This is a genomic window from Microlunatus ginsengisoli, from assembly GCF_039537205.1.
Lineage (GTDB): Bacteria > Actinomycetota > Actinomycetes > Propionibacteriales > Propionibacteriaceae > Microlunatus > Microlunatus ginsengisoli.
The window spans coordinates 96,062-115,488 of record NZ_BAABAB010000051.1 but is presented as its reverse complement, the minus strand read 5'-3'; the positions used below and the strand labels follow the sequence as shown (position 1 = coordinate 115,488).

Annotated in this window: 19 protein-coding genes, 1 tRNA gene, 1 pseudogene and 1 riboswitch; of the genes and pseudogenes, 13 read left to right on the top strand and 8 right to left on the bottom strand. The window is 72.2% G+C overall.

Annotated features, from left to right (window positions below):
- Window positions 1–169: 169 nt before the first annotated feature.
- The 3 genes from ABD747_RS25115 to ABD747_RS25105 all read right to left on the bottom strand — a co-directional run bounded on the left by ABD747_RS25115 (window position 170) and on the right by ABD747_RS25105 (window position 2,476).
- Window positions 170–242 (bottom strand) — tRNA-Thr (locus tag ABD747_RS25115).
- A 48-nt stretch (window positions 243–290) separates the two neighbouring features.
- Window positions 291–1,508 (bottom strand): mannose-6-phosphate isomerase, class I, encoded by a 1,218-nt coding sequence (gene manA / locus ABD747_RS25110; protein WP_344809895.1) that lies wholly within the window; start codon window positions 1,506–1,508, stop codon window positions 291–293.
- The gene (locus tag ABD747_RS25105) at window positions 1,475–2,476 is read right to left on the bottom strand and encodes a Gfo/Idh/MocA family protein (RefSeq protein ID WP_344809894.1); all 1,002 of its coding nucleotides are present in this window, start codon (window positions 2,474–2,476) and stop codon (window positions 1,475–1,477) included. Before ABD747_RS25105 ends, manA begins: the two co-directional genes overlap by 34 nt.
- A 118-nt stretch (window positions 2,477–2,594) precedes the next feature.
- On the opposite strand from ABD747_RS25105, the gene ABD747_RS25100 reads away from it, so the two are divergent.
- Complete coding sequence (locus ABD747_RS25100) at window positions 2,595–2,900, top strand: DUF3263 domain-containing protein (protein ID WP_344809893.1); 306 nt, start codon at window positions 2,595–2,597, stop codon at window positions 2,898–2,900.
- A gap of 64 nt (window positions 2,901–2,964) precedes the next feature.
- Here the strand turns inward: ABD747_RS25100 and ABD747_RS25095 are convergent, their stop codons facing one another.
- Window positions 2,965–3,498, bottom strand: a complete 534-nt coding sequence (locus ABD747_RS25095; protein WP_344809892.1) for a hypothetical protein — start codon at window positions 3,496–3,498, stop codon at window positions 2,965–2,967.
- A gap of 162 nt (window positions 3,499–3,660) precedes the next feature.
- Window positions 3,661–3,775, top strand: a riboswitch (SAM riboswitch).
- A 12-nt stretch (window positions 3,776–3,787) separates the two neighbouring features.
- Here ABD747_RS25095 and thrC point away from each other — a divergent pair.
- The 6 genes from thrC to ABD747_RS25065 all read left to right on the top strand — a co-directional run bounded on the left by thrC (window position 3,788) and on the right by ABD747_RS25065 (window position 9,164).
- Window positions 3,788–5,071 (top strand): threonine synthase, encoded by a 1,284-nt coding sequence (gene thrC / locus ABD747_RS25090; protein ID WP_344809890.1) that lies wholly within the window; start codon window positions 3,788–3,790, stop codon window positions 5,069–5,071.
- A gap of 28 nt (window positions 5,072–5,099) precedes the next feature.
- Window positions 5,100–5,378 carry a MoaD/ThiS family protein gene (locus tag ABD747_RS25085; protein ID WP_344809888.1) on the top strand — a complete coding sequence of 93 codons (279 nt, stop codon included), beginning with the start codon at window positions 5,100–5,102 and terminating at the stop codon, window positions 5,376–5,378.
- A 13-nt stretch (window positions 5,379–5,391) separates the two neighbouring features.
- On the top strand, window positions 5,392–5,892 hold the full coding sequence (locus ABD747_RS25080; protein WP_344809886.1) for a gamma carbonic anhydrase family protein: 501 nt from the start codon (window positions 5,392–5,394) through the stop codon (window positions 5,890–5,892).
- A 124-nt stretch (window positions 5,893–6,016) separates the two neighbouring features.
- On the top strand, window positions 6,017–8,074 hold the full coding sequence (locus tag ABD747_RS25075) for a RecQ family ATP-dependent DNA helicase (RefSeq protein ID WP_344809884.1): 2,058 nt from the start codon (window positions 6,017–6,019) through the stop codon (window positions 8,072–8,074).
- A gap of 79 nt (window positions 8,075–8,153) precedes the next feature.
- Complete coding sequence (locus ABD747_RS25070) at window positions 8,154–8,630, top strand: GyrI-like domain-containing protein (protein WP_344809882.1); 477 nt, start codon at window positions 8,154–8,156, stop codon at window positions 8,628–8,630.
- Window positions 8,631–8,765: 135 nt separating this feature from the next.
- Window positions 8,766–9,164, top strand: a complete 399-nt coding sequence (locus tag ABD747_RS25065; protein WP_344809880.1) for a hypothetical protein — start codon at window positions 8,766–8,768, stop codon at window positions 9,162–9,164.
- Between the two features lie 83 nt (window positions 9,165–9,247).
- Here ABD747_RS25065 and ABD747_RS25060 read toward each other — a convergent pair whose 3' ends face one another.
- Complete coding sequence (locus ABD747_RS25060; RefSeq protein ID WP_344809878.1) at window positions 9,248–10,312, bottom strand: S8 family peptidase; 1,065 nt, start codon at window positions 10,310–10,312, stop codon at window positions 9,248–9,250.
- Between the two features lie 124 nt (window positions 10,313–10,436).
- On the opposite strand from ABD747_RS25060, the pseudogene ABD747_RS25055 reads away from it, so the two are divergent.
- From ABD747_RS25055 to ABD747_RS25040, 4 genes and pseudogenes are all read left to right on the top strand, one after another.
- A pseudogene (locus ABD747_RS25055) lies at window positions 10,437–12,299 on the top strand (CocE/NonD family hydrolase).
- Window positions 12,300–12,327: 28 nt separating this feature from the next.
- Window positions 12,328–12,711 carry a cupin domain-containing protein gene (locus ABD747_RS25050; protein WP_344809876.1) on the top strand — a complete coding sequence of 128 codons (384 nt, stop codon included), beginning with the start codon at window positions 12,328–12,330 and terminating at the stop codon, window positions 12,709–12,711.
- Window positions 12,708–13,136 carry a hypothetical protein gene (locus ABD747_RS25045; protein ID WP_344809874.1) on the top strand — a complete coding sequence of 143 codons (429 nt, stop codon included), beginning with the start codon at window positions 12,708–12,710 and terminating at the stop codon, window positions 13,134–13,136. Before ABD747_RS25050 ends, ABD747_RS25045 begins: the two co-directional genes overlap by 4 nt.
- A 15-nt stretch (window positions 13,137–13,151) precedes the next feature.
- Window positions 13,152–14,993 carry a hypothetical protein gene (locus tag ABD747_RS25040; RefSeq protein ID WP_344809872.1) on the top strand — a complete coding sequence of 614 codons (1,842 nt, stop codon included), beginning with the start codon at window positions 13,152–13,154 and terminating at the stop codon, window positions 14,991–14,993.
- Between the two features lie 69 nt (window positions 14,994–15,062).
- On the opposite strand, the gene ABD747_RS25035 is transcribed toward ABD747_RS25040, so the two are convergent.
- A complete protein-coding gene (locus ABD747_RS25035; RefSeq protein WP_344809870.1) occupies window positions 15,063–16,520 on the bottom strand; it encodes an LLM class flavin-dependent oxidoreductase in 1,458 nt (485 codons plus the stop codon).
- A gap of 23 nt (window positions 16,521–16,543) precedes the next feature.
- Window positions 16,544–17,398, bottom strand: a complete 855-nt coding sequence (locus ABD747_RS25030) for a hypothetical protein (RefSeq protein WP_344809868.1) — start codon at window positions 17,396–17,398, stop codon at window positions 16,544–16,546.
- Between the two features lie 100 nt (window positions 17,399–17,498).
- Between ABD747_RS25030 and ABD747_RS25025 the strand changes: the two genes are divergently transcribed.
- Entirely contained in the window at window positions 17,499–18,254 is a 756-nt protein-coding gene (locus tag ABD747_RS25025; protein WP_344809867.1) for a DUF5995 family protein, read from the top strand.
- 34 nt (window positions 18,255–18,288) lie between these two features.
- Here the strand turns inward: ABD747_RS25025 and ABD747_RS25020 are convergent, their stop codons facing one another.
- Window positions 18,289–18,528, bottom strand: a complete 240-nt coding sequence (locus ABD747_RS25020) for a hypothetical protein (RefSeq protein WP_344809865.1) — start codon at window positions 18,526–18,528, stop codon at window positions 18,289–18,291.
- A gap of 30 nt (window positions 18,529–18,558) precedes the next feature.
- Between ABD747_RS25020 and ABD747_RS25015 the strand changes: the two genes are divergently transcribed.
- Window positions 18,559–19,368, top strand: coding sequence for an HAD-IIA family hydrolase (locus ABD747_RS25015; protein ID WP_344809863.1), 810 nt, complete (start codon window positions 18,559–18,561; stop codon window positions 19,366–19,368).
- The last annotated feature ends 59 nt before the right edge of the window (window positions 19,369–19,427 follow it).

The window sequence follows — 19,427 nt, the reverse complement described above, 5'->3', positions numbered from 1 at the left end:
ACCATCAACAACCAAATCCCGGAACCAAGATCAACAACGGCCTCGACGAAACATCGAGGCTAGGGCGCCCGAATGCGCCTTCTCGGAGCCACTCAGGACCGCTAGATACCACTAGCCAGCACGTTCCAGAATGTGGCCTTGACAAGGTCAAACAGCGTCTGACCAGGAGAGCTGGCGAGGGGACTCGAACCCCTAACCACCTGTTTACAAGACAGGTGCGCTACCGATTGCGCCACGCCAGCGAGTGCAGCGGCCAGCGTACCGAAGGGCGCCGGCAGGAGCCTGGAATTTCAGCGCAGACCGGGACCGCCGACGAAGAGCATGCCGTCGCCGACGTACGTCACGTCCTCGTCGGCGTAGACGAAAGCGGACTCGCCGCGGCGCAGGCTGAGTGTGCCGGCGGGCGTCTGCAGCCGGGTCGAGCCCTCGACCACGAGCACGACACGGCCCGAGCGGGACCCCGGCAGCGAGCCGGGGACGCCCGACTGGGCGATCCGCCAGAGGGCGAACTCCTCGGCCGGGGCCTGGTAGCCGAACACCCCCGGCGCCTCCTCGACCACCGGGATGGGGGTGGGGGAGGAGGGTGTGAACTCGAGCACGGCGATCAGCTCGTCGATGTCGATGTGCTTGGGGGTCAGCCCTCCGCGCAGCACGTTGTCGGAGTTGGCCATGATCTCGATGCCACCACCGCTGAGGTAGGCGTGCAGATCGCCCGGCGGCAGATAGATCGCGTCGTAGGGGCCGAACTCGATCCGGTTCATCATCAGCGCGGCCAGCACGCCGGGATCGCCGGGATAGAAGCGGGCGACCTCGACCGCAGTCGCGGTGAAGTCGGCCAGCTCGGGGTCGACGTTGCCCTGGGCGGCCTCGACGACGTCGTCGACGACGGTCTGGACGAAGGTCGTCCGGCCGAGCTGGAGCAGCCGGCGGAACACCACGGCAAGAACGTCGTCGGTGCCGTCTCGGAGCGGTTCGATCAGCCGGAGGGCGGACACCACGCCCAGGCGTGCGAAGAGGTCGTAGGTCTCCTTCGGCTCCCGAAACCCGCACAGCGCCTCGGTCGGTTCCAACGCGCAGAGCACCTCGGGTTTGGGCCAGCCGTCGCGGTAGTTGCGGTAGGGCGCGTCACGTGGGACGTCCAGCAGCTGCTCGCGCTCGTATCCCGCCTCGGCCTGAGCCCGCGACGGGTGTGCCTGCAGCGAGAGCGGCTGTGCCGCGGCCAGCACCTTCATCAGGTACGGCAGCCGCGGGCCGTACCGATCGACCGACGCGGCACCGATCACCCGCTTCGGCTCGGCGGCGATCAGCTCGGTCAGCGGCGCTCCGTCGACCGTCGACGGGTGCAGGGGATGGGCGCCCAGCCACAGCTCGGCCTGGGGCTCCCCGGTCGGCTCGACGCCGAGCAGCTCGGGGATCGTGGTGGTCGAGCCCCAGGCGTACGGCTGGATGGTCCCGGTCAGACGACGCATCGGGCTCACCCGCGCCTGGCCGCGACCGCGGCGAGCCATCGGTCCAGGGTCCGCATCGCGCCCAGCGTGCTCGCCCAGGGAACTAGCGGCGACTCCAGCGCGCCCGCCCGCAGGCAGCGCATCACTTCCTGGGCCTCGAAGGTGTAGCCCTGTCCCGGCAGTTGGGTGAGGAACACCTCCGGCTCGCCGTCGCGCTCGCGCACCAGCCGGAGCTCGTCGGGCTTGATGAAGTTGTCCAGCACCAGCGAGCCGCGGCTACCGAACACCTCCAGCCGGGTCGGCAGATCGGTCAGCAACGAGCAGGCGACGGTGGCCGTAGCCGCGGGGCGATCCTCGCGTGCCGCGAAGGTCAGCACGGCGGCGGCGTGGGTGTCCACCCCCGTTTCGCCGATGGCGCCGAAGCCCTCCATCCCGTCCGGCTCGCCGAGGAACAGGTCGACGCCGTGCACCGGGTAGACGCCGAGATCGAGGATGGCGCCGCCGGCCTGCGCCGGGTCGAGCAGCCGGTGCGACGGGCCGCCGTCGAAGGCGAAGCCGAAGCTGGACTGGACGTGCCGGACGTCGCCGATCTCGCCCGCGGCGACAAGTTCGGCGGCCTTGCGCAGCAGCGGATTGGTGCGGTTCCAGACGGCCTCCATCAAGAAGGCGCCTCGCTCACGGGCGAGATCGACCAGGGCCTCGGCCTCCGCAGCGGTCACGGTCAGCGGCTTCTCGACCAGCACGGCCTTGCCGGCCGCGAGACAGGCGCGCGCCGAGAGGTAGTGATCGTTGTGCACCGAGCCGACGTACACGGCGTCGATCTCGGGATCGGCGGCGAGTTCCTCGACCGACCCGTACGCCCGGGCGAAGCCGTACTCGGCGGCGAACGACTCGGCCTTCGCCCGGGTTCGCGAACTGACGGCGGCCAGTTCGGCCTCGTCGGTCAACAGGGCGAGGTCGCGAGCGAAGACGGAGGCAATATGGCCGGTGCTGACGATGCCCCAGCGGGTACGTTCGGCAACGGTCATCGCCCTATTCAAGCCGATGCGTACGTCCTCCGCGGCCTCGTTGCACGGTTGAGACGAAGATCGCATCACCCGGCGGTGCAAATGACATCGGTGTGGTTCGCGGCCTAGGATGGCGCTCATGGCGACAGCTTCGAGCCCGGAGCACGGCACCGGTCCCGTCGGCGAGCTCAGTGCTCGCGACGCGGAGATCCTGGCCTTCGAGCGCCAGTGGTGGAAGTTCGCCGGCGCCAAGGAGCAGGCGATCCGGGACAAGTTCGCGATGTCGGCCACCCGTTACTACCAGGTGCTGAACGCGCTGATCGACCAGCCCGAGGCGCTGGCGCACGACCCGCTGCTGGTCAAGCGGCTGCGCCGGTTGCGGGCCAGCCGGCAGCGTCAGCGCTCGGCCAAACGGCTGGGCATCGACCTCAATCTCGACGCCTGAGGTTCGGGAAGAACACACTTCGACCGGCGCGGCCCAGTCTGTTGGGTCAGGGCACGCTGGTGGCTCAGTGCCGGCGTGGCCGGAGCAGCGCGAACAGCGCGCGGAAGCCCGCGCCGACGGACCGGGTCGGGAGATCTCGGTAGCCGCCGTCGGACAGTCCAGCGAGACGTTCGAAGAGGTTGCGCGCGGCGCGGTCTCCGGTTCGGAGCCAGGACCAGCCCATGCAGATGGTGTAGAGGACGTAGAAGGGCAGTCCCAGGCAGTACAGGTACTGCCAGGTGTGCCGTTCCTCGTGGGTCAGCAGGGTCGGCAGCTCCCGCAGCAGGTCGTTCCAGCTGCGGGCGGTGGTCGACACGTTGCCGATGGTGAACGCGCCGGCCGCCGGGAAGGCGTACCGGTAGCCCTCGCCGAGGATCAGGCCGCGCGGTCCGCGGCGGAAGGTGGCACCGCCGATCGCACCGACGGCGAGGCCGAGCAGCGTGGTCAGATTCAGCAGATTGCCGACCAGTCGGACCCACTGCCCGGCCGTCTGCGGGCGTGACGGGGCCAGGGTCGATATCGACCCGCCGGTCGGCGTGTCGGCGGCGCGCGGGCTCATGCTGGGAATGAGTACAGCCGCCCGGCTCCGGATACGCAAGAGTCCTGCTGCTGACGACGGACGATCCGGGCCGGTGCCACCGCCGTCTCGAGGCGTGGTCATCGCATCCACGATCCGGACCCGAGGTGCGCGGAAAGCGTATCCCCGCATAGGCTGGTCGGCATCTCATCAAGAGGGGGACGAGGGATTCGGCCCGATGACTCCCCGGCAACCGGCCTTCGCCTAGGACACGGTGCCAACTCCGACTCGACCGAAGGCCGGTCGGGACAGATGACGTGAAGGAATTGCGATGACCACCGTGGTCGACACCGAGTTTCCTGCCCCTGCCGGCGTCCGTTCGGGTGCGTTCGGCAACGCGACCCACCTGATCTGTCGGGCCTGCGGCGCGACAAGCCCGCTCGGCCCGTTCTACGCATGTATGGAGTGCTTCGGTCCGCTCGAGGTGGGCTACGCCTACCCGACCGTCACCCGGGCGCAGATCGAGGCCGGTCCCAAGTCCATCTGGCGCTACCAGCCGCTGCTGCCGGTGCCCGCCGACATCGCGACCTTCCGGTCCACCGATCCCGGCTTCACCCGGCTGGTCGACGCCCGCCAGCTGGCCGACGAGCTCGGCCTGAAGCAGCTCTGGGTGAAGGACGACTCCGGCAACCCGACGCACTCCTTCAAGGACCGGGTGGTCGCCGTGGCGCTATCGGCCGCCCGCGAGCTCGGGCTGCAGGTGCTGGCCTGTCCCTCGACCGGCAACCTGGCGAACGCGGTCGCCGCGGCGGCGGCCCGGGCCGGGATCCGTTCGGTCGTGTTCATCCCGTCCGATCTCGAGCCGCAGAAGATCACCGCGTCGGCGATCTACGACACCACGCTGATCGCGATCGAGGGCAACTACGACGACGTGAACAAGCTGGCCAGCGAGATCGCCGGTGAGGAGGAGGGCTGGGCGTTCGTCAACGTGAACGTCCGGCCGTACTACGCGGAGGGCTCCAAGACGCTCGCGTTCGAGATCGCCGAGCAGCTCGGCTGGCGGCTGCCCGACCAGATCGTCGTGCCGGTGGCCTCCGGCTCGCAGCTGACCAAGATCGACAAGGGCATCGGCGAGCTGATCAAGCTGGGTCTGGTCGAGGACAAGCCGGTGAAGATCTTCGGTGCCCAGGCCACCGGCTGCTCGCCGGTCGCCCAGGCCTACCGGGCGGGACACGACGTGGTCGCGCCGGTCAAGCCGAGCACGATCGCCAAGTCGCTCGCGATCGGCAACCCCGCCGACGGCCCGTACGTCCTCGACGCCGTCCGCCGCACCGGTGGAGTGGTCGCCGACGTGGGCGACGATGTGGTGGTCGACAACATCCGTCGCCTTGCCCGGACCGAGGGCATCTTCGCCGAGACCGCGGGCGGGGTGACCATCGGGGTGACCGCGAAGCTGATCGCCGACGGCGTGCTGGACCCGGCCGCGGAGACGGTCGTGATCAACTCCGGCGAGGGTCTCAAGACGCTGGACGCGGTGAGTGGCCTGGTCGGACCACGGGTTACGCTGCCGCCGCACTACGACGCGTTCACCGACTTCTGGACCACGAACGCGTGATCGACACCCGTCTCGAAAGGCTCTCGCGATGACCGCATCCGTCCGGATCCCCACCATCTTGCGCAGCTACACCGGCGGCGCCAAGGAGGTCGAGGCCGACGGGTCGACGCTGGCCCAGCTGCTGGAGTCCCTGGACGCCGCGCACCCCGGTCTGAAGGGCCGGGTGCTGGACGAGAACGGGGCGCTGCGCCGGTTCGTCAACATCTACGTCGGCGACGAGGACGTCCGCTTCGTCGGCGGACTGGAGGCGGCGGTCGCGGACGGCGCGAAGGTCTCCATCATCCCGGCGGTCGCCGGCGGCTGCTGACCGGGCGCGGGTCGTGACCACGGTCAACGGCAAGGCGCCGCAGATCGCCGACAGCGCCTGGGTCGCACCCGGGGCGCACGTGATCGCCGACGTACGGCTGGGTGCCGGGGTCTCGATCTGGTACACCGCGGTGCTCCGCGCGGACCTGGACACCATCACGTTCGGGGAGAACAGCAACTTCCAGGACGGCTCCGTCGCGCACACCGATCCGGGCTTCCCGGTGACGGTCGGACGCGGCGTCTCGGTAGGGCACCGGGCGGTGCTGCACGGGTGCACCGTCGAGGACGACGCGCTGATCGGGATGGGTGCGGTGATCCTGAACGGCGCGGTGGTCGGCACCGGGTCGCTGGTCGCCGCCGGCACGGTCGTGCTGGAGGGCACGGTGATCCCACCGAACTCGCTGGTCGCCGGCGTGCCGGGGAAGGTCCGGCGGGAGACCACCGAGGACGAGCGGGCGCACATCCGGGCCAACGCCGAGGCGTACGCACTGCTCCGTGACGCGCACGCCCGCTGACCCCGTCCCGATCTCGGATCCCTCCTGTCGCTCTGGATCTCGTGCAGGGGATCCGAACCGGGACAGGGGATCCGAGTTCGCGATCGGGGCCGCAGTGTCGGAGCGACGAGGCATGATGGCCGGCATGTCTGCCGCCAGCGCCGTGACCTCCGCCTCCGACGTCCTTGCCCGAGTGATCGCCACCGTCGCCGGACCGGAGGCCCGGCCGCGGGACGACCAGGTCCGCGCGGTCGAGGAGCTGGTCGAGCACCGCCGGCGCGTGCTCGTCGTGCAGGCCACCGGCTGGGGCAAGTCCGCGGTCTACTGGGGCGCGACCGCGGCCCTGCGCGAGCGCGGATCGGGGCCGACGCTGGTGGTCTCGCCGCTGCTGGCCCTGATGCGCGACCAGATCGCCGCCGCCGAGCGGGCCGGGCTGCGGGCGGCGACGATCAACTCGACCAATGTCGACGACTGGTCGGCCGTGCTGGCCGAGCTCCGGTCCGGCCGGCTGGACCTGCTGCTCGTCTCGCCGGAACGCCTGGCCAATCCGCGGTTCGCGGCCGAGTTGCCCGAGCTGCTGGCGAGCTGCGGCCTGCTGGTGGTGGACGAGGCCCACTGCGTCTCCGACTGGGGTTTCGACTTCCGGCCCGACTACCAGCGGCTGACCCGCACCCTGCTCCAGCTCTCGCCGGACACGCCCGTGCTGGCGACCACGGCGACCGCGAACGAGCGGGTCACGGCCGATGTCGCGGCCCAGCTCGGGCCCGACACGGTGACGCTCCGCGGATCGCTCGCCCGGGCGTCCCTGCAGCTGTCGGTGGTGCCGGGCCTGAGCACCCTGCAGGGCTATGCCTGGGTAGCCGATGCGCTTGCGGCGATGCCCGGCTCCGGCATCGTGTACGTCCTCACCGTCGCCGAGACCGAGCGGTTGGCGGCGTTCCTGGCCGAACGCGGCCACGATGTCGCCGCGTACTCGGGGCAGACGGAGAACCGCGAACAGCTGGAGGACCGGCTGCGCCGCAACGAGATCAAGGCACTGGTCGCGACTTCCGCGCTGGGCATGGGCTACGACAAGCCCGATCTGGCGTTCTGCCTCCATCTGGGCTCGCCGTCGTCGCCGGTGGCCTACTACCAGCAGGTCGGCCGGGCCGGTCGGGCGCTGGACAGCGCGGTTGCGGTGCTGGTGCCCGGCTCGTCGGACGAGCGGATCTGGGACTATTTCGCCACGGCCGGCATCCCCACCGACGACCAGGTCGAGCGCATCCTCGACGCGCTCGCCGACGGACCGCTGAGCCTGCCCGGGATCGAGGCGGCGACCGGGATCCGCCGTGGACGGCTGGAGACGCTGTTGAAGATCCTGGCGGTCGACGACATCGTCCGGCGTGGCCGCGACGGCTGGGAGGCGACCGGCACGAAGTGGTACTACGACGAGGCCAAGTGGACCGCGCTGCGCAAGGTCCGTTCTGCCGAGGCCGACCTGATGCGGCGCTATGCACACGGCGAGGGCTGCCTGATGGAGTTCCTGCAGCAGTCGCTGGATGATCCGGACCCGCGACCGTGCGGCCGATGCTCGGTGTGCACCGGCGTCCTGCCCGCGCCGGGGCCGGTGCCGGCCGCCGACACGGTGCTGGCGGCCCAGCGGTTCTTCCGCGGCCAGGACGTGGTGATCGAGCCGCGCAAGCTCTGGGCGAGTGGTCTGCCCGGCCGGAAGGGCAAGATCGCCGCAGTGGCGCCCGGGCGGGCGCTCGCGTTCGCCGACGACCCGGCCTGGGCCGAGACGATCGGCGGTCTGTGGCGCTCCGACGAGCCGGCGCCGCCGGAGGTGCTCGAGGGCATGGTGGAGGTGCTGAAGCGGTGGTCGCGGACCTGGGAGCGCCCGGTCGCGGTGGTCGCCATGCCGTCTCGTCGGTTCCCCCGGCTGGTCGGATCGGTCGCCGCCCATGTCGCCCGGATCGGCCGGCTGCCGCTGGTCGAGGCGCTGGAGGTGACCGGCCCGGCGCCGACCGCCGAGGCCGCGTCCGCCGTTCGCGCTCGCGACCTGCTGTCCCGCACCACGCTGCGGGACGGCGTCCGGTTCGACGGTCCGGTGCTGCTGGTCGACGACCTGGTCCGGACCCGGTGGACGATCACCGTCGCCTCGGCGCTGCTGGCGGAGGCGGGCGCCACCTCGGTGCTCCCGCTGGTCCTGCACCAGCTGCCATGAGCGTGGCGGTGGCCGGCGCGATGCCGTGGCGGTCGCCGCCGCATTGACGCCGCCGGTCGCGAGTGAGGACACTCTGGGCGTGACCGCCCGCTATCAGGTGGCGTTGGAAGCCCATCCGAGGCAGCGCACCCTGGTGGTCCCCGCTACGACGACCTGGGCTGCGTATCCGAGCCTGTGGCCGGTGCTGCTCGACGAGGTGTGGTCGCTCCTGCGCGCCGCCGGCATCGATCGCGGCTGTCCGAACGTGATGCTGTATCGGGGCGACCGTCCCCGGGTCGAGGTGGGCGTGCTTCACGACGGAGAGCTGGAGCCGGCGGGTCGGGTGGTCGTCTCGTCGCTGCCCGCCGGAACGGTGGCCACGACGACTCATCACGGCAGCTACGCGGGCCTGGCGGACGCGCACCGGGCCGTGGTCGACTGGTGCCGTGAGCAGGGGATTGCGCTGAGCGACATCCGTTGGGAGCTCTACGGACCGCACGCGGCCGAGCCGGCACTGGTGTGGACACGGGTCTGCTGGTTGGTGGCCGAGGACACCGGCGGCTCCGCGGGTTCGTGATCGGCGCGCGGGATCGGGCGCGAGACCACCGCCCGGCTCCGATGCAGCGGCTCGGGGACGGGCTGCGGGCCCCGCATCGAGGCTCGCTCGGCCGGTTGTGCGCCGAAAGGCGCCGCCGGCCGGAACACTGGGTCCATGCGGTTCACCGAGCGGGAGCTGACCTCGGCCATGGAGGGCGCGGCCAAGAGCGTGCTGGCGACTCAGGACAAGGGCGTACGCAAGGGACGACGTAGCGCGGATGAGGCGTGGGCCGCACTGACTCCGTATCAGCGCTATCAGATGCTCGACGGGATCGGTGGCCAGATCCTGGCTGCGCTGGTGGCGCTGCCCGATGTCGAGGTGCGGGCCGGCAGCCGGCCGTCCTTCACCGAGGAGCAGGTCAGCGCGGCGGTCGAGGAGCAGCTGGGGACGAGCGCCCGTGGGGTCCGCGGCAAGGTGCTGCTCAAGGCCCGGGTCACGTTGGTGCAGCTGGCCCTGTCTCACGTGCCGCCTCGGGCCGACCCCGATGCGCTGATCGTCCCCGACCACCTCTGAGCGGCCCGGTGGCACCAGTGATCGCAGTCGGACCGGGCGGCGGGCCCCGGCTACAGCGGGCCCCGGCTACAGCGGGCCCCGGGCTACAGCGGGCCACCGGTGAACAGCAGCCGGTTCGGTGACCCGTGCAGGTTTCCGTGCAGCGCTCCGGTGGTGGCGTTGTCGATGAGCCAGCCGCGGACCTCGGCCGGGGACGCGTCCGGGTGCGCGGCCAGATACAGCGCCGCCGCGCCGCTGACCAGCGGCGCGGCCCAGGAGGTGGCCGCGATCTCACTCGTCACCAGGCCCTCGGGGACGAGGTCGGCGTCCACCACCGAGCGGACGCCGTCCGCGGGTGCGTACAGATCCACACACCGGCCGTGGTTCAGTCCGGCATCGGTGTCGGACCGCGTCGAGCCGCTTACCGTGATCACCAGCGGCAGCCCGGCCGGCGGGTGGCGGCAGGCATTGTCGCCGTCGTTGCCCGCGGATGCGATCACGGTCAGCCCGGCATCGGTCAGACGTCGGACCGCGGCGGCGAGCTCGGGCGAGGGGCCGTCGCCGTTGAGCGACAGGTTGACCACGGCGGGCCGTCGCGCGTGCTCGGCCACCCAGCCCAGCGCCCGCACGACCCGGGCGATGACCTGCGCCTGGGTCGCGCCACCGGTGCCGCCCTCGCAGCCGTAGGACGAACCGACCGACACGATCGTGGCCCGCTTCGCGACCCCGGTCCGCCGGCCACCGACGAGGCCGGCCACGAACAGCCCGTGATCGGTGCCGTCGTCCAGGTCGCAGGCCCGGCCGAGCTTCAGCCCGACCGACGCCCGGCCGCCGAACTCGGGGTTCGTCACGTCGAACAGCCCGTCGACGACGTAGACCGTGACGCCTCGACCGCCGTCCGCGGCGGTGAAGCGCTGGTCCAGCGGCAGGTGCCGCTGGTCGATCCGGTCCAACGCCCAGCCGGGGCGCCGCTGGGTGACCGGGGCCGGTCCGGATGGGCCGGCCGGCGAGCTGGATGCGGGGGTCGTCGAGGGCTCGCTCGTCCGAGCCGGGCCCGGGTTCGGACCGATCGCCGTGCAGGCGGCGATGGCGATCAGCAAGATCGCCCAGACGACGGCAGTGAGCCGACCCGTCCGGCGAGCCGTCCGACGTTCCCGACCAGCACTCACTGATCCCGTTCCTCGTCCCGGCTCCGCGGCCGGCCCGCTCAGTGTGCGGAGCCGCGTCCACGCAACGCCAGCTGATTTCCTCGGGTGGTGACGCCGATGTCGTATTTCGGGCGCTCGAACCGCCGTGGCGCCGGAATCGGCCCCAACCTGGCGATCGAGCGCCCGAAATGCGTCATCGACATCGCCGCCGCGAGCGCGGGAGGATCGCTCGAGGGCCCGGACTCGGCGAGGGGCCCCGGAAGGGATTGCGGATGGCCCGGGATCGGTCGGCCGGCCCAGCCGCCTCGGCCGGGCCGCGGCCGCGGACCCGTCGCCGGCGGCTGCTCGATGCTGTCACGGCGCGGGCGCTGAAGATGCCGCCCGGGAGGGCGGACTACACGCTGACCGAGAACGTCGCCGTCCCGATGCGAGACGGGGCCGTGCTGCTCGCGAGCGTCTACCAGCCGCTGACGTCCTCCCGCGGGACCATCCTGATCCGCACCCCGTACGGCCGGACGACTCCGATCGCCCTGCTCACCGCCGGCTATCTGGCGACCCACGGCTTTCAGGTGGTCAACCAGACTGCAGGGGCACCTTCGGGTCCGGCGGCACCTGGAGCCCGTTCGTGCACGAGGTCGACGACGGCGCGGACACGGTGGCGTGGCTTCGCCGGCAGCCGTGGTTCGGCGGCCGGTTGGCCCTCTGCGGCGCTTCGTATCTCGGCTACACCGCCTGGGCGGTGATGGTGGATCCGCCGCCGTAGCTGGCCTGCGCCGCAGTGGCGATCAGCGCGCACGACAACTTCCGGGTCATGTATCCCGGCGGTGCTTTCGCGCTGGAAGGAACCCTGACCCTGCTGGACGGGCTCGACCACCTCGAGGACGGCTTCGTCCGCGGGCTCGCCCGGTTCCCGACGGCGGCGCGCCGGCTGCGCCGCGCCTATCAGGAGCTGCCCCTGGTCCGGGCCCAGGACACGATGCTCGCCGGCAACTCGATGCCCTACACCCGTTGGCTGCACGCCACCACCGCCGACGACCCCGTCTGGCGGGATCAGCGGCTGCTGGCGGCGCTCGAACGGGTCGACGTGCCCGTCCTGCTGCACGAGGGTTGGCAGGACCGGTTCGTCGACCAGACCCTGGATCAGTACGCCCGCTTGCGGGCGCGCGGCGTCGAGGTGGCGCTGACCATCGGTCCCTGGAACCACGTCCAGGTGGCGACCAAGGCCGCGCCGGTGACCATGCGCGAGACGCTGGACTGGCTGGCGGTGCACCTCGCCGGCGATGCCGATCGGGTCGGCGCGAGCGAGCGCTCGGCTCGTGTGCGGATCTTCGTCACCGGTGCCGAGCGGTGGCGCGAGCTCCCGGACTGGCCGCCTCCCGCCCGGGCGAGGTCGTTCTATCTGCAGCCGGGTGGCGGGCTCGCCGAACAGGAGCCGAACCAGGCCGCAGAACCGTCGAGGTTCAGCTTCGACCCGGCCGACCCGACCCCGGCCGTCGGCGGACGCGTGATCAATCCCTCGATCGCCGGCCCCCGCGACAACCGCGAGCTGGAGCGCCGGTCGGACGTGCTGGTCTTCACCACGTCCGTGCTGACCGAGCCGCTGGAGATCGTCGGCAGCCCGGTCGCCGAGATCGTGCACACCAGCGACAACCCGTACGCCGACCTGTTCGTCCGGCTCTGCGAGGTCCGTGCGAACGGCACGTCGCTGAACCTCGCCGACGGCTTCTGCCGGCTGCCCGTGGAGAATCTGGACCCGACCGTACGGCTGCCGCTGGACGCCCTCGCCCACCGGCTGGCCGCCGGCAGCCGGCTCCGGCTCCAGGTCAGCGGCGGTGCGCATCCCCGTTATGCGAGGAACCTGGGCACCGGCGACGACCCGGCAACCGCGACCGACCTCGTACCGTCGCGGCGGACCCTCCACCACGGCGCCGGCGGCGCGTCCCGGATCATCCTGCCGTGCCATCAGCCGGGTCACGATGTGACGCCGGAGGTCACGCCTCAGGGGTGAGCGAACAACCAACCCCGAGGAGGACCAGATGCCCAGCGCATCCCGCCAGACCACACCGGTCGGCATCGATCTCGACGTCGTCGAGGGCCGGTACGCCGAGCTCGGCGACTACACGGTCGCGTTCGAGACCTTCAAGACCGATCTCGACGTGGCGCCGTATTTCCGCGGGCTGCCCGGCGATGCCTGCCCGTGCGAGCACGTCGGCTACGTCACGTCCGGACAGCTCACCTTCCGCTGGCCGGACCACGAGGAGACCTACGTCGAGGGCGACGCGTACGTCGCCGCGCCCGGCCACCAACCGCTGATCGCCGGCGGCACCTCGGTGGTCGAGTTCAGCCGCACCGCCGACCTGGAGCCGGTCCAGCGGGTGATCGGCCGCAACATCGAGGCGATGGCGGAGGCCGGGCGATGACCGCGGTGCGAGAGCAGCCGGTGCTCGACGAGCAGCTGAGCGCCGTGGCGGCGGCACTGGTGCGCTGGTTGGAGACCGGCGAGCAGCAGCACTCCCTGTTCGCCCCCGACGTGCTCGCCGACCTCAGCCTGCCGCACTGGAGGCTGCAGACCGACGGCGCGGACGCGACGTACCGGCTGCGCCGGGACGAGCACCCGTTCCCGGGTGCGGTCCGGGTGGAGGCGCTCGACCGCACGTCGCGCGGGTTCCTGATCCAGTTCGAGGAGCGCTGGCGGGCCGAGGACCAGGACTGGTACTGCCGCGAGCTGATCCACTGCGCGGTGGGCGAGGGCCGGATCACCGAGCTGACGGTCTATTGCACGGGCGACTGGGACGAGACCGTCCAGCGCCGGCACGCCGAGCAGGTGCGGTTGATCCGGCCCTGACAGTAGCCTCCGATCGTGGCCACCGACCTGTCGTCGCTGGAGTCGTTGCTGGCCCGGGCCGAGCTGGCCTGGGCCGGCGGCGACGGTCCGGCCGCGATGGCGCTGTGGGAGCGCGCGGACGCCGTCGCCTCCGATGGTGACGACCTGCGCGGCCGGGTCGCCGCCGTCCTCGGCCTGGCGCGGAGCCAGCCGTACAACCTGTCGCCGGGCACGCTGCCGATCCGGCTGCGTGCCCTCTACGACGTGGTCGACGATCGTGCACTGCGTGCTCGGTTGGCGGCCGCGCTGGCCCGCTGCTGGGCCTACGCGAACGAGTCGCGGCGGGCCAGCCCGCTGGCGGCCGAGGCCCTGCAGCTGGCCGAGCAGCTGGACGAGCCGGCACTGCTGGCCGGTGCGCTCGACGCGTCGCTCGCCTCGCACTGGGGTCCCGACGACCTGGCGCTGCGCCGGGACTGGGCGATCCGGCTCGGCGACGCGGCCGCGTACCTGGCCGATCCCGACGCCCGGCTGCAGGCGGAGCTGTGGTCGCTCACGGTGGCCTGGGAGGTGCTCGACCTGCCCCGCATGCACCGCTCGATCCGGGTCATCGAGCAACTGGCCGAGGAATCGTCGCGGGCGGAGTTCTTCGCCGCTAGCCGGCGACTGCCGCTGGAGCTGCTGCGGATGAATCTCGAGGTGGTGCCGGCGCTGATCGAGCGAGCCGTCGCCGCCGCCGAGCGGGCGGTGATCCCGGACGCAGCGGCGGTGCTGCACGCCATGCGCGCCTTCAGCGCCGTCGCCGCCGGCGACCGGGCCGAGTGCGCGGCCGAGGGACCGGTCTACGAGCAGTACGCCGCCGACTTCGGTGTCGCGACCGTGCGGGCCGAGGCGGCGGTCGTCTGGCTCGGCGCCGGCCGGCTGGACAAGGCCGCCGAGATGATCGGCGTGTTCACCCCCGCGGTGCTGGCCGACCTGCCCCGGGACAGTGACTGGTTCCTGGTGCTGCAGTGCCTGTTGGAGGCCGCGCTGGCCGTCGGTGACCGCGAGGTGATCACCAGCGTGGTCGCGCTGCTCGAGCCGTACGCGGGCCGCTCCGTGGTGAACGCCGGCGCGGTCGCCTGGCACGGGGTCACCGACGACACGCTGGCCCGCGGGTACGCCGTCCTCGGTGACGCGGACGCCGCCGAACGGCATCGCGACGCGGCGCTGGCGACGTACGAGCGGATCGGCGCGGTCTGGTGGCGAGACCGGCTGCGCGGTGAGCCGGCGTCGGGCGATCGGGCCCGGGGCCGGACGGGTGGGGTCGGACCGCGGGGGGTCGGACGGGTGGGGGCCGGCGCCGTCACCGTGCACCTGCATCGACAGCCGGGCGGGCTGTGGCTCGTCGGGCGGGAGGGTGCCACGTTCGTCCTGCCGCAGCTGCGGGGGCTGGCCCACCTGCACACCCTGGTCGGGCGGCCCGACACCGATGTGCCGGCGATCAGACTCGGCGGTGCGGCCGAGATCCGGCAGGGCTCGCTGGAGGTGCTCGACGACGAGTCGCGGCGATTCCTGGCCGCCAGGCTGGCGGAACTGGATGCCGAGCTCGCGGAGGACGACCGGGCCGATCTCCGCGAGGAGCGCTCGGCGATCGAGACGTATCTCGCCGGCGGCAGCGGTCTGGGCGGCCGCCACCGGAGCACCGGCTCGGTGGACGAGCGAGCCCGGGTCGCGGTCCGGAAGGCGATCGTGGCTGCGCTGGCCAGGATCGCCGAGGCGGATCCGTGGCTCGGCCGGCACCTCCGCGACCGGGTGCGGACCGGCCTGCAGTGTCGCTACGAGTCCGACCGCGACCACCCCGTGCACTGGATCCTGGCTGGCGCCGCCGAGAAGCCGTGAGGTCTCGGCGCCGGTGGACCCCGTCGAGCCGTTGCCGGGTAGCCTCCACCGGCACGTGCTCGGCGCCGGTCAGCGTGGGACCAGAGGCGCAAGCCGGTCCAGGTCGTCCGGACCGGTGAGGTCGGCCGGGGCCAGGAAGACGGTCGAGACTCCGCGATCGGCGAGGTCGGCATACCGGCGCCGATGGGTGTCGGCGGTGCCGGCGTGGTGGCGGGCGGCGAAGGCGGCCGCGGACGTGCGTCCCCGCAGCCGTTCCACCCGGCGGGCCACGTCCGCTCGGTCGACGCCGACGACGGGCAGGTCCAGCACCGTGACCGACAGCGTCGCTGGATCGCGGCCGACCTCCGCGCAGTGCCGGCGCAGCACGGAGAGCAGCTGATCGAGGCGCTCGCTGTCCGCCGACGGCAGGTTGCAGCCGTCGGCCCGACGTGCCGCGATCTGCAGCGTGCGACGTTGGCCGGTTCCACCGACGATGATCGGCAGCGCGCCGGCCGGTCGGGGATAGCAGGTCGTCTCGGGCAGGCTGACCCGCTCACCGACGTACGCCTTCGTGCCGCTGTACCACAGGGCCCGGCAGGTCTCGATCGTCGACTCGAGCCGGTCCAGCCGATCGCCGGCTGGTGGGAACGGCAGCCCGAACGCGGCGTGCTCGCGGTCCCACCAGCCGGCGCCGAGTCCGAGGAAGGCGCGGCCCCCGCTCAGCACGTCCAACGTCGCCGCCGCCTTCGCCGTGACACCTGCCGGCCGGAAGGTCACCGGGCTGACCAGCGTGCCGAGTCTCAGCCGGGTGCCGAGGCCGGCCAGAGCGCCGAGCGTCACCCACGGCTCCGGGATCGGGTCCCAGGCGCGCCCCACCTGCGGGATCTGGATCAGGTGGTCCATCAGCGCGATCCCGGCGAGGCCGATCTCGTCCGCGCGGCGGGCGATCGCGGTCAGCCAGCCCTGCGGGTCCTCGCCCCACGGGAACCGGGACAGCTGCAAGATCAGTTCCGGGCCGGCACCGGGTGCCGCGGGCTCCGGCCGGGTCGATGCCGGCGTGGCAATCGTGACCTCCGCGACACCCTGGTCCACCACGACGACCCGGTCCCAGCCCTCCTCCGCGACCAGATCCAGCGTCGCCCGGGCCGCCTTGAGCTGAGTGGTCAGCACCGGCGCCGGCACCGGGCGGTCGCGGGCGGAGTTGCGCTGCCGGCACAGCCGGTCCTCGATGGCGAACACAACCGCGACGGCCGGCAAACCTGTTTCGCGGGCCCGCGCCAGATAGCGCAGCCGCCGGTCGCGATCCAGGCCCAGGGTGTCGATCACCGTGGTCAGGCCGCGCCGGGTGCGACCCGAGACGATCTGGTCGAGCAGCGCGAACGCCTCCGACGAGGCGTCGAGATCCGCGGGGCCGCTGCCGACAACGGCCCGCAGGGCATCGGACGACACGATCTCGGGAGCGGCATAGTGCCGGGTCGCCCAGGTCGACTTGCCCGACCCCGCCGCACCGACGAGAACGACGAGCGCCGGGTCGGGCAGCGGGTCCATGGCGCGAGTCTGCCCGGCTCCGGTCAGCGCGCCGCGCCGACCCGGCCCCGCCGGCGCATCACCGAGCGGAGTCCGAGGGCCCCGGCTAGTACGGCGACGAAGCCGGCCGCCAGCAGCCAGGTCAGCGGCCGGGTCGGGTCGAACTCGTGCCGCGCCCGGATCGCCGCGAGCAGGATCGCAGCGATCATGATCACGCTGACGTCGAGCAGCAGGGCGATCGAGGACCAGCGCCGGTCGCGCCAGGTCCTCAGGCCGGCGCAGCCGAGGCAGAAGATCGCCCCGACCACCCGTGCGGTGAGCGGGGTGAGCGGCCACGGCCAGTGCGGGATCATGATCGCCGGCGCCACGAACAGCACGATCCCCTGCAGCAGCGCCAGGCCCCCGACGACCCCGATCGCCCGAGCGGCGCGGACGTCCAGGAGCTGGCCGTCGGCGGGTCCGGGTCCGGCGCTGCGCCGGTTCGCCAGCCAACCGCCGACGACCAGGAACGGCGTGGTCAGATACAGCCCCGCCCACAGCCAGAACGCGAGCTTGTCGTGGCTGAACAGCTGCCAGTGCGCGACGGTGGCGATGCCGAGCAAGGTCGCGAACACCGCGACCGCGACGAATCCGGTGCTGACCTGATGCCAACCCCTCGGACCGGACGGCAGCGCGACCCGGGTGAAGAAGTAGACGCCGCCGAGGTAGGCCGACGCGAGCGTCATCGACGTCATCGTCGCCTTGATCGGCCAGGCGAACAGTCGTCCGGTCTCGCCGGGAAAGACATACAGCACGACGAAGGCCAGCACCAGGAACGGGACGATGATCGCGGACAGCACCCGCACGTACGGCAATATCCGGTCGTCACCGACCCGCTCGCCTGGTCCGTTCCTCGCCATCAGGCCGCCGTTCCGCCGCCCGCCCCTGCCCCTGCCCCTGCCCCGCAGGATAGTCGCGAACCGGCTGTCCCGGGGCGCCGACAGGAGGAAGATCTCCGCTGTGAAGGACCCGAGTGCGCACGGCAGAGATCCGATCGAGGAGGTGATGGCGGAGCTACAGGCCTGCCTGGACGCGCTGCCGCCGCGGCTGGAACATCACCGCGTCTTCGTGGCGACCTACCGGCGGACCACGGCGGCCGTCGGTGCGGCGGCGGCCGACGGGATGTTCGAGGACCGCGGCTGGGTCGAGCGTTGGGACGTGGCGTTCGCCGGGCTGTACCTGGCCGCGTTGCGGGCCGAGCTCGCCGACGGGCGGCCGTCGCGGCCGTGGCGGGTGGCCTTCGCGGCGCCGCCGGAGACGCCGGCGCTGCGCCAGCTGTTGTTCGGGATCAACGCGCACGTGAACTACGACCTGCCGCAGTCGCTGCTGGCCACGATCACCGACGCGGAGTTCGCCGATCCTGCCCTGATGGCGAGCCGGCGGCGAGACCACGAACGAATCGACACCGTGCTCGCCTCCCGGGTTTCGGCGGAGGACGCCGAGCTGGGCGGCCGGCGGCGGCTTCTCGACCGGCTGCTCACGCCCGCCAACCGGCAGGCGTCCCGCCGGTTCCTGCGCGAGGCGCGGCTGAAGGTGTGGCACAATACCGTCGAGCTGCAGTCGGCGCGGCTGGCCGGTCCGGAGGCATACGATCGCCGGCTCGCCGAGCTGGAGGTGCTCAGCGCCGCGAAGATCGCCGATCTACAGGCGCCCGGTCAGGTGCTGCTGCGGCTCGCCGTCGCCGGCTTCGGGGTGACGCTGCCGCCACCCGGCTGACCCGGTTCCTCCGCCCGGTCCGGCGACCGCTCGGTCAGCGCGGGAAGTCCTCGACCCGGAGCGTGCTGATTCCTCCGCTCCGGTCGAGGTGACGCACGATCAGGCCGTCGGAGCCGGGATGGCCGAGTCCGGTGCCGAACGTCGCGCCCGAGCCGGCGGACGGGCTGGGCGACGCCGGGTCGCGCGGGCTCGGTGCCGTGGCGCCGGTGCATCCGGTCGAGGCCACCAGCGCGACGGCGGCCACGGCCGCGGTCCTCAGCAGTCCCTCTCGCACGGCGTCGAGGCTACCTGGCAGGGTGAAGCCATGACTGATCCTGAACCGCACCCGCGGCCGCCGGTCGCCTGCTGGCTCAGCGACATGGACGGCGTGCTGGTCCGCGAGGAGTCCGCCATCCCCGGTGCCGCCGATTTCGTCCGGACCCTGCAACAGCATGACCGCCGGTTCCTGCTGCTGACCAACAACTCCATCTTCACCGCCCGCGATCTGCGGGCGAGACTGCGATCCAGCGGCATCGACGTGCCGGAGAGTGCGATCTGGACGTCCGCGCTGGCGACCGCGAAGTTCCTGGCGGACCAGAGCCCGGGGGGTTCGGCGTACGTGATCGGCGAGGCCGGCATGACCTCGGCCCTGCACGACTCCGGTTTCGTGCTGACCGACCGCGATCCTGAGTACGTCGTGCTGGGGGAGACGCGGACGTACTCGTTCGAGTCGATCACGCGTGCCATCCGGCTGATCGAGGGTGGCGCCCGCTTCATCGCCACCAATCCGGACGCGACCGGACCTTCCCCGTTCGGCACGCTGCCGGCGACCGGGTCGGTGGCGGCGCTGATCACCCGGGCCACCGGGATCGAGCCGTACTACGTCGGCAAGCCCAACCCGCTGATGATGCGCTCGGCGCTGAACCAGCTCGAGGCGCACTCGGAGTCCACCGTGATGGTGGGGGACCGGATGGACACCGACGTGATCGCCGGGATCGAGGCCGGCCTGCGGACGGTGCTCGTGCTCACCGGGTCGACCCGGCGAGACGACGTCGCCCGGTTCCCCTATCGCCCGACCCGGATCGTCGACTCGATCGCCGACGTCGTACCGATCGTCGCCGAACTCGCCGGCTAATGATGTGGGCCCGCGCCCGCTCCGCGCGCCCCGCTTCTGCGCCGCCGCCTCGCGGTCCT

Excerpts from the sequence above, each read along its gene's own strand:
- manA (WP_344809895.1), bottom strand. The coding sequence starts at position 1,508 with ATGGCTCGCCGCGGTCGCGGCCAGGCGCGGGTGAGCCCGATGCGTCGT.
- ABD747_RS25105 (WP_344809894.1), bottom strand. The coding sequence starts at position 2,476 with ATGACCGTTGCCGAACGTACCCGCTGGGGCATCGTCAGCACCGGCCAT.
- ABD747_RS25100 (WP_344809893.1), top strand. The coding sequence starts at position 2,595 with ATGGCGACAGCTTCGAGCCCGGAGCACGGCACCGGTCCCGTCGGCGAG.
- ABD747_RS25095 (WP_344809892.1), bottom strand. The coding sequence starts at position 3,498 with ATGAGCCCGCGCGCCGCCGACACGCCGACCGGCGGGTCGATATCGACC.
- thrC (WP_344809890.1), top strand. The coding sequence starts at position 3,788 with ATGACCACCGTGGTCGACACCGAGTTTCCTGCCCCTGCCGGCGTCCGT.
- ABD747_RS25085 (WP_344809888.1), top strand. The coding sequence starts at position 5,100 with ATGACCGCATCCGTCCGGATCCCCACCATCTTGCGCAGCTACACCGGC.
- ABD747_RS25075 (WP_344809884.1), top strand. The coding sequence starts at position 6,017 with ATGTCTGCCGCCAGCGCCGTGACCTCCGCCTCCGACGTCCTTGCCCGA.
- ABD747_RS25065 (WP_344809880.1), top strand. The coding sequence starts at position 8,766 with ATGCGGTTCACCGAGCGGGAGCTGACCTCGGCCATGGAGGGCGCGGCC.
- ABD747_RS25050 (WP_344809876.1), top strand. The coding sequence starts at position 12,328 with ATGCCCAGCGCATCCCGCCAGACCACACCGGTCGGCATCGATCTCGAC.
- ABD747_RS25045 (WP_344809874.1), top strand. The coding sequence starts at position 12,708 with ATGACCGCGGTGCGAGAGCAGCCGGTGCTCGACGAGCAGCTGAGCGCC.
- ABD747_RS25035 (WP_344809870.1), bottom strand. The coding sequence starts at position 16,520 with ATGGACCCGCTGCCCGACCCGGCGCTCGTCGTTCTCGTCGGTGCGGCG.
- ABD747_RS25030 (WP_344809868.1), bottom strand. The coding sequence starts at position 17,398 with ATGGCGAGGAACGGACCAGGCGAGCGGGTCGGTGACGACCGGATATTG.
- ABD747_RS25015 (WP_344809863.1), top strand. The coding sequence starts at position 18,559 with ATGACTGATCCTGAACCGCACCCGCGGCCGCCGGTCGCCTGCTGGCTC.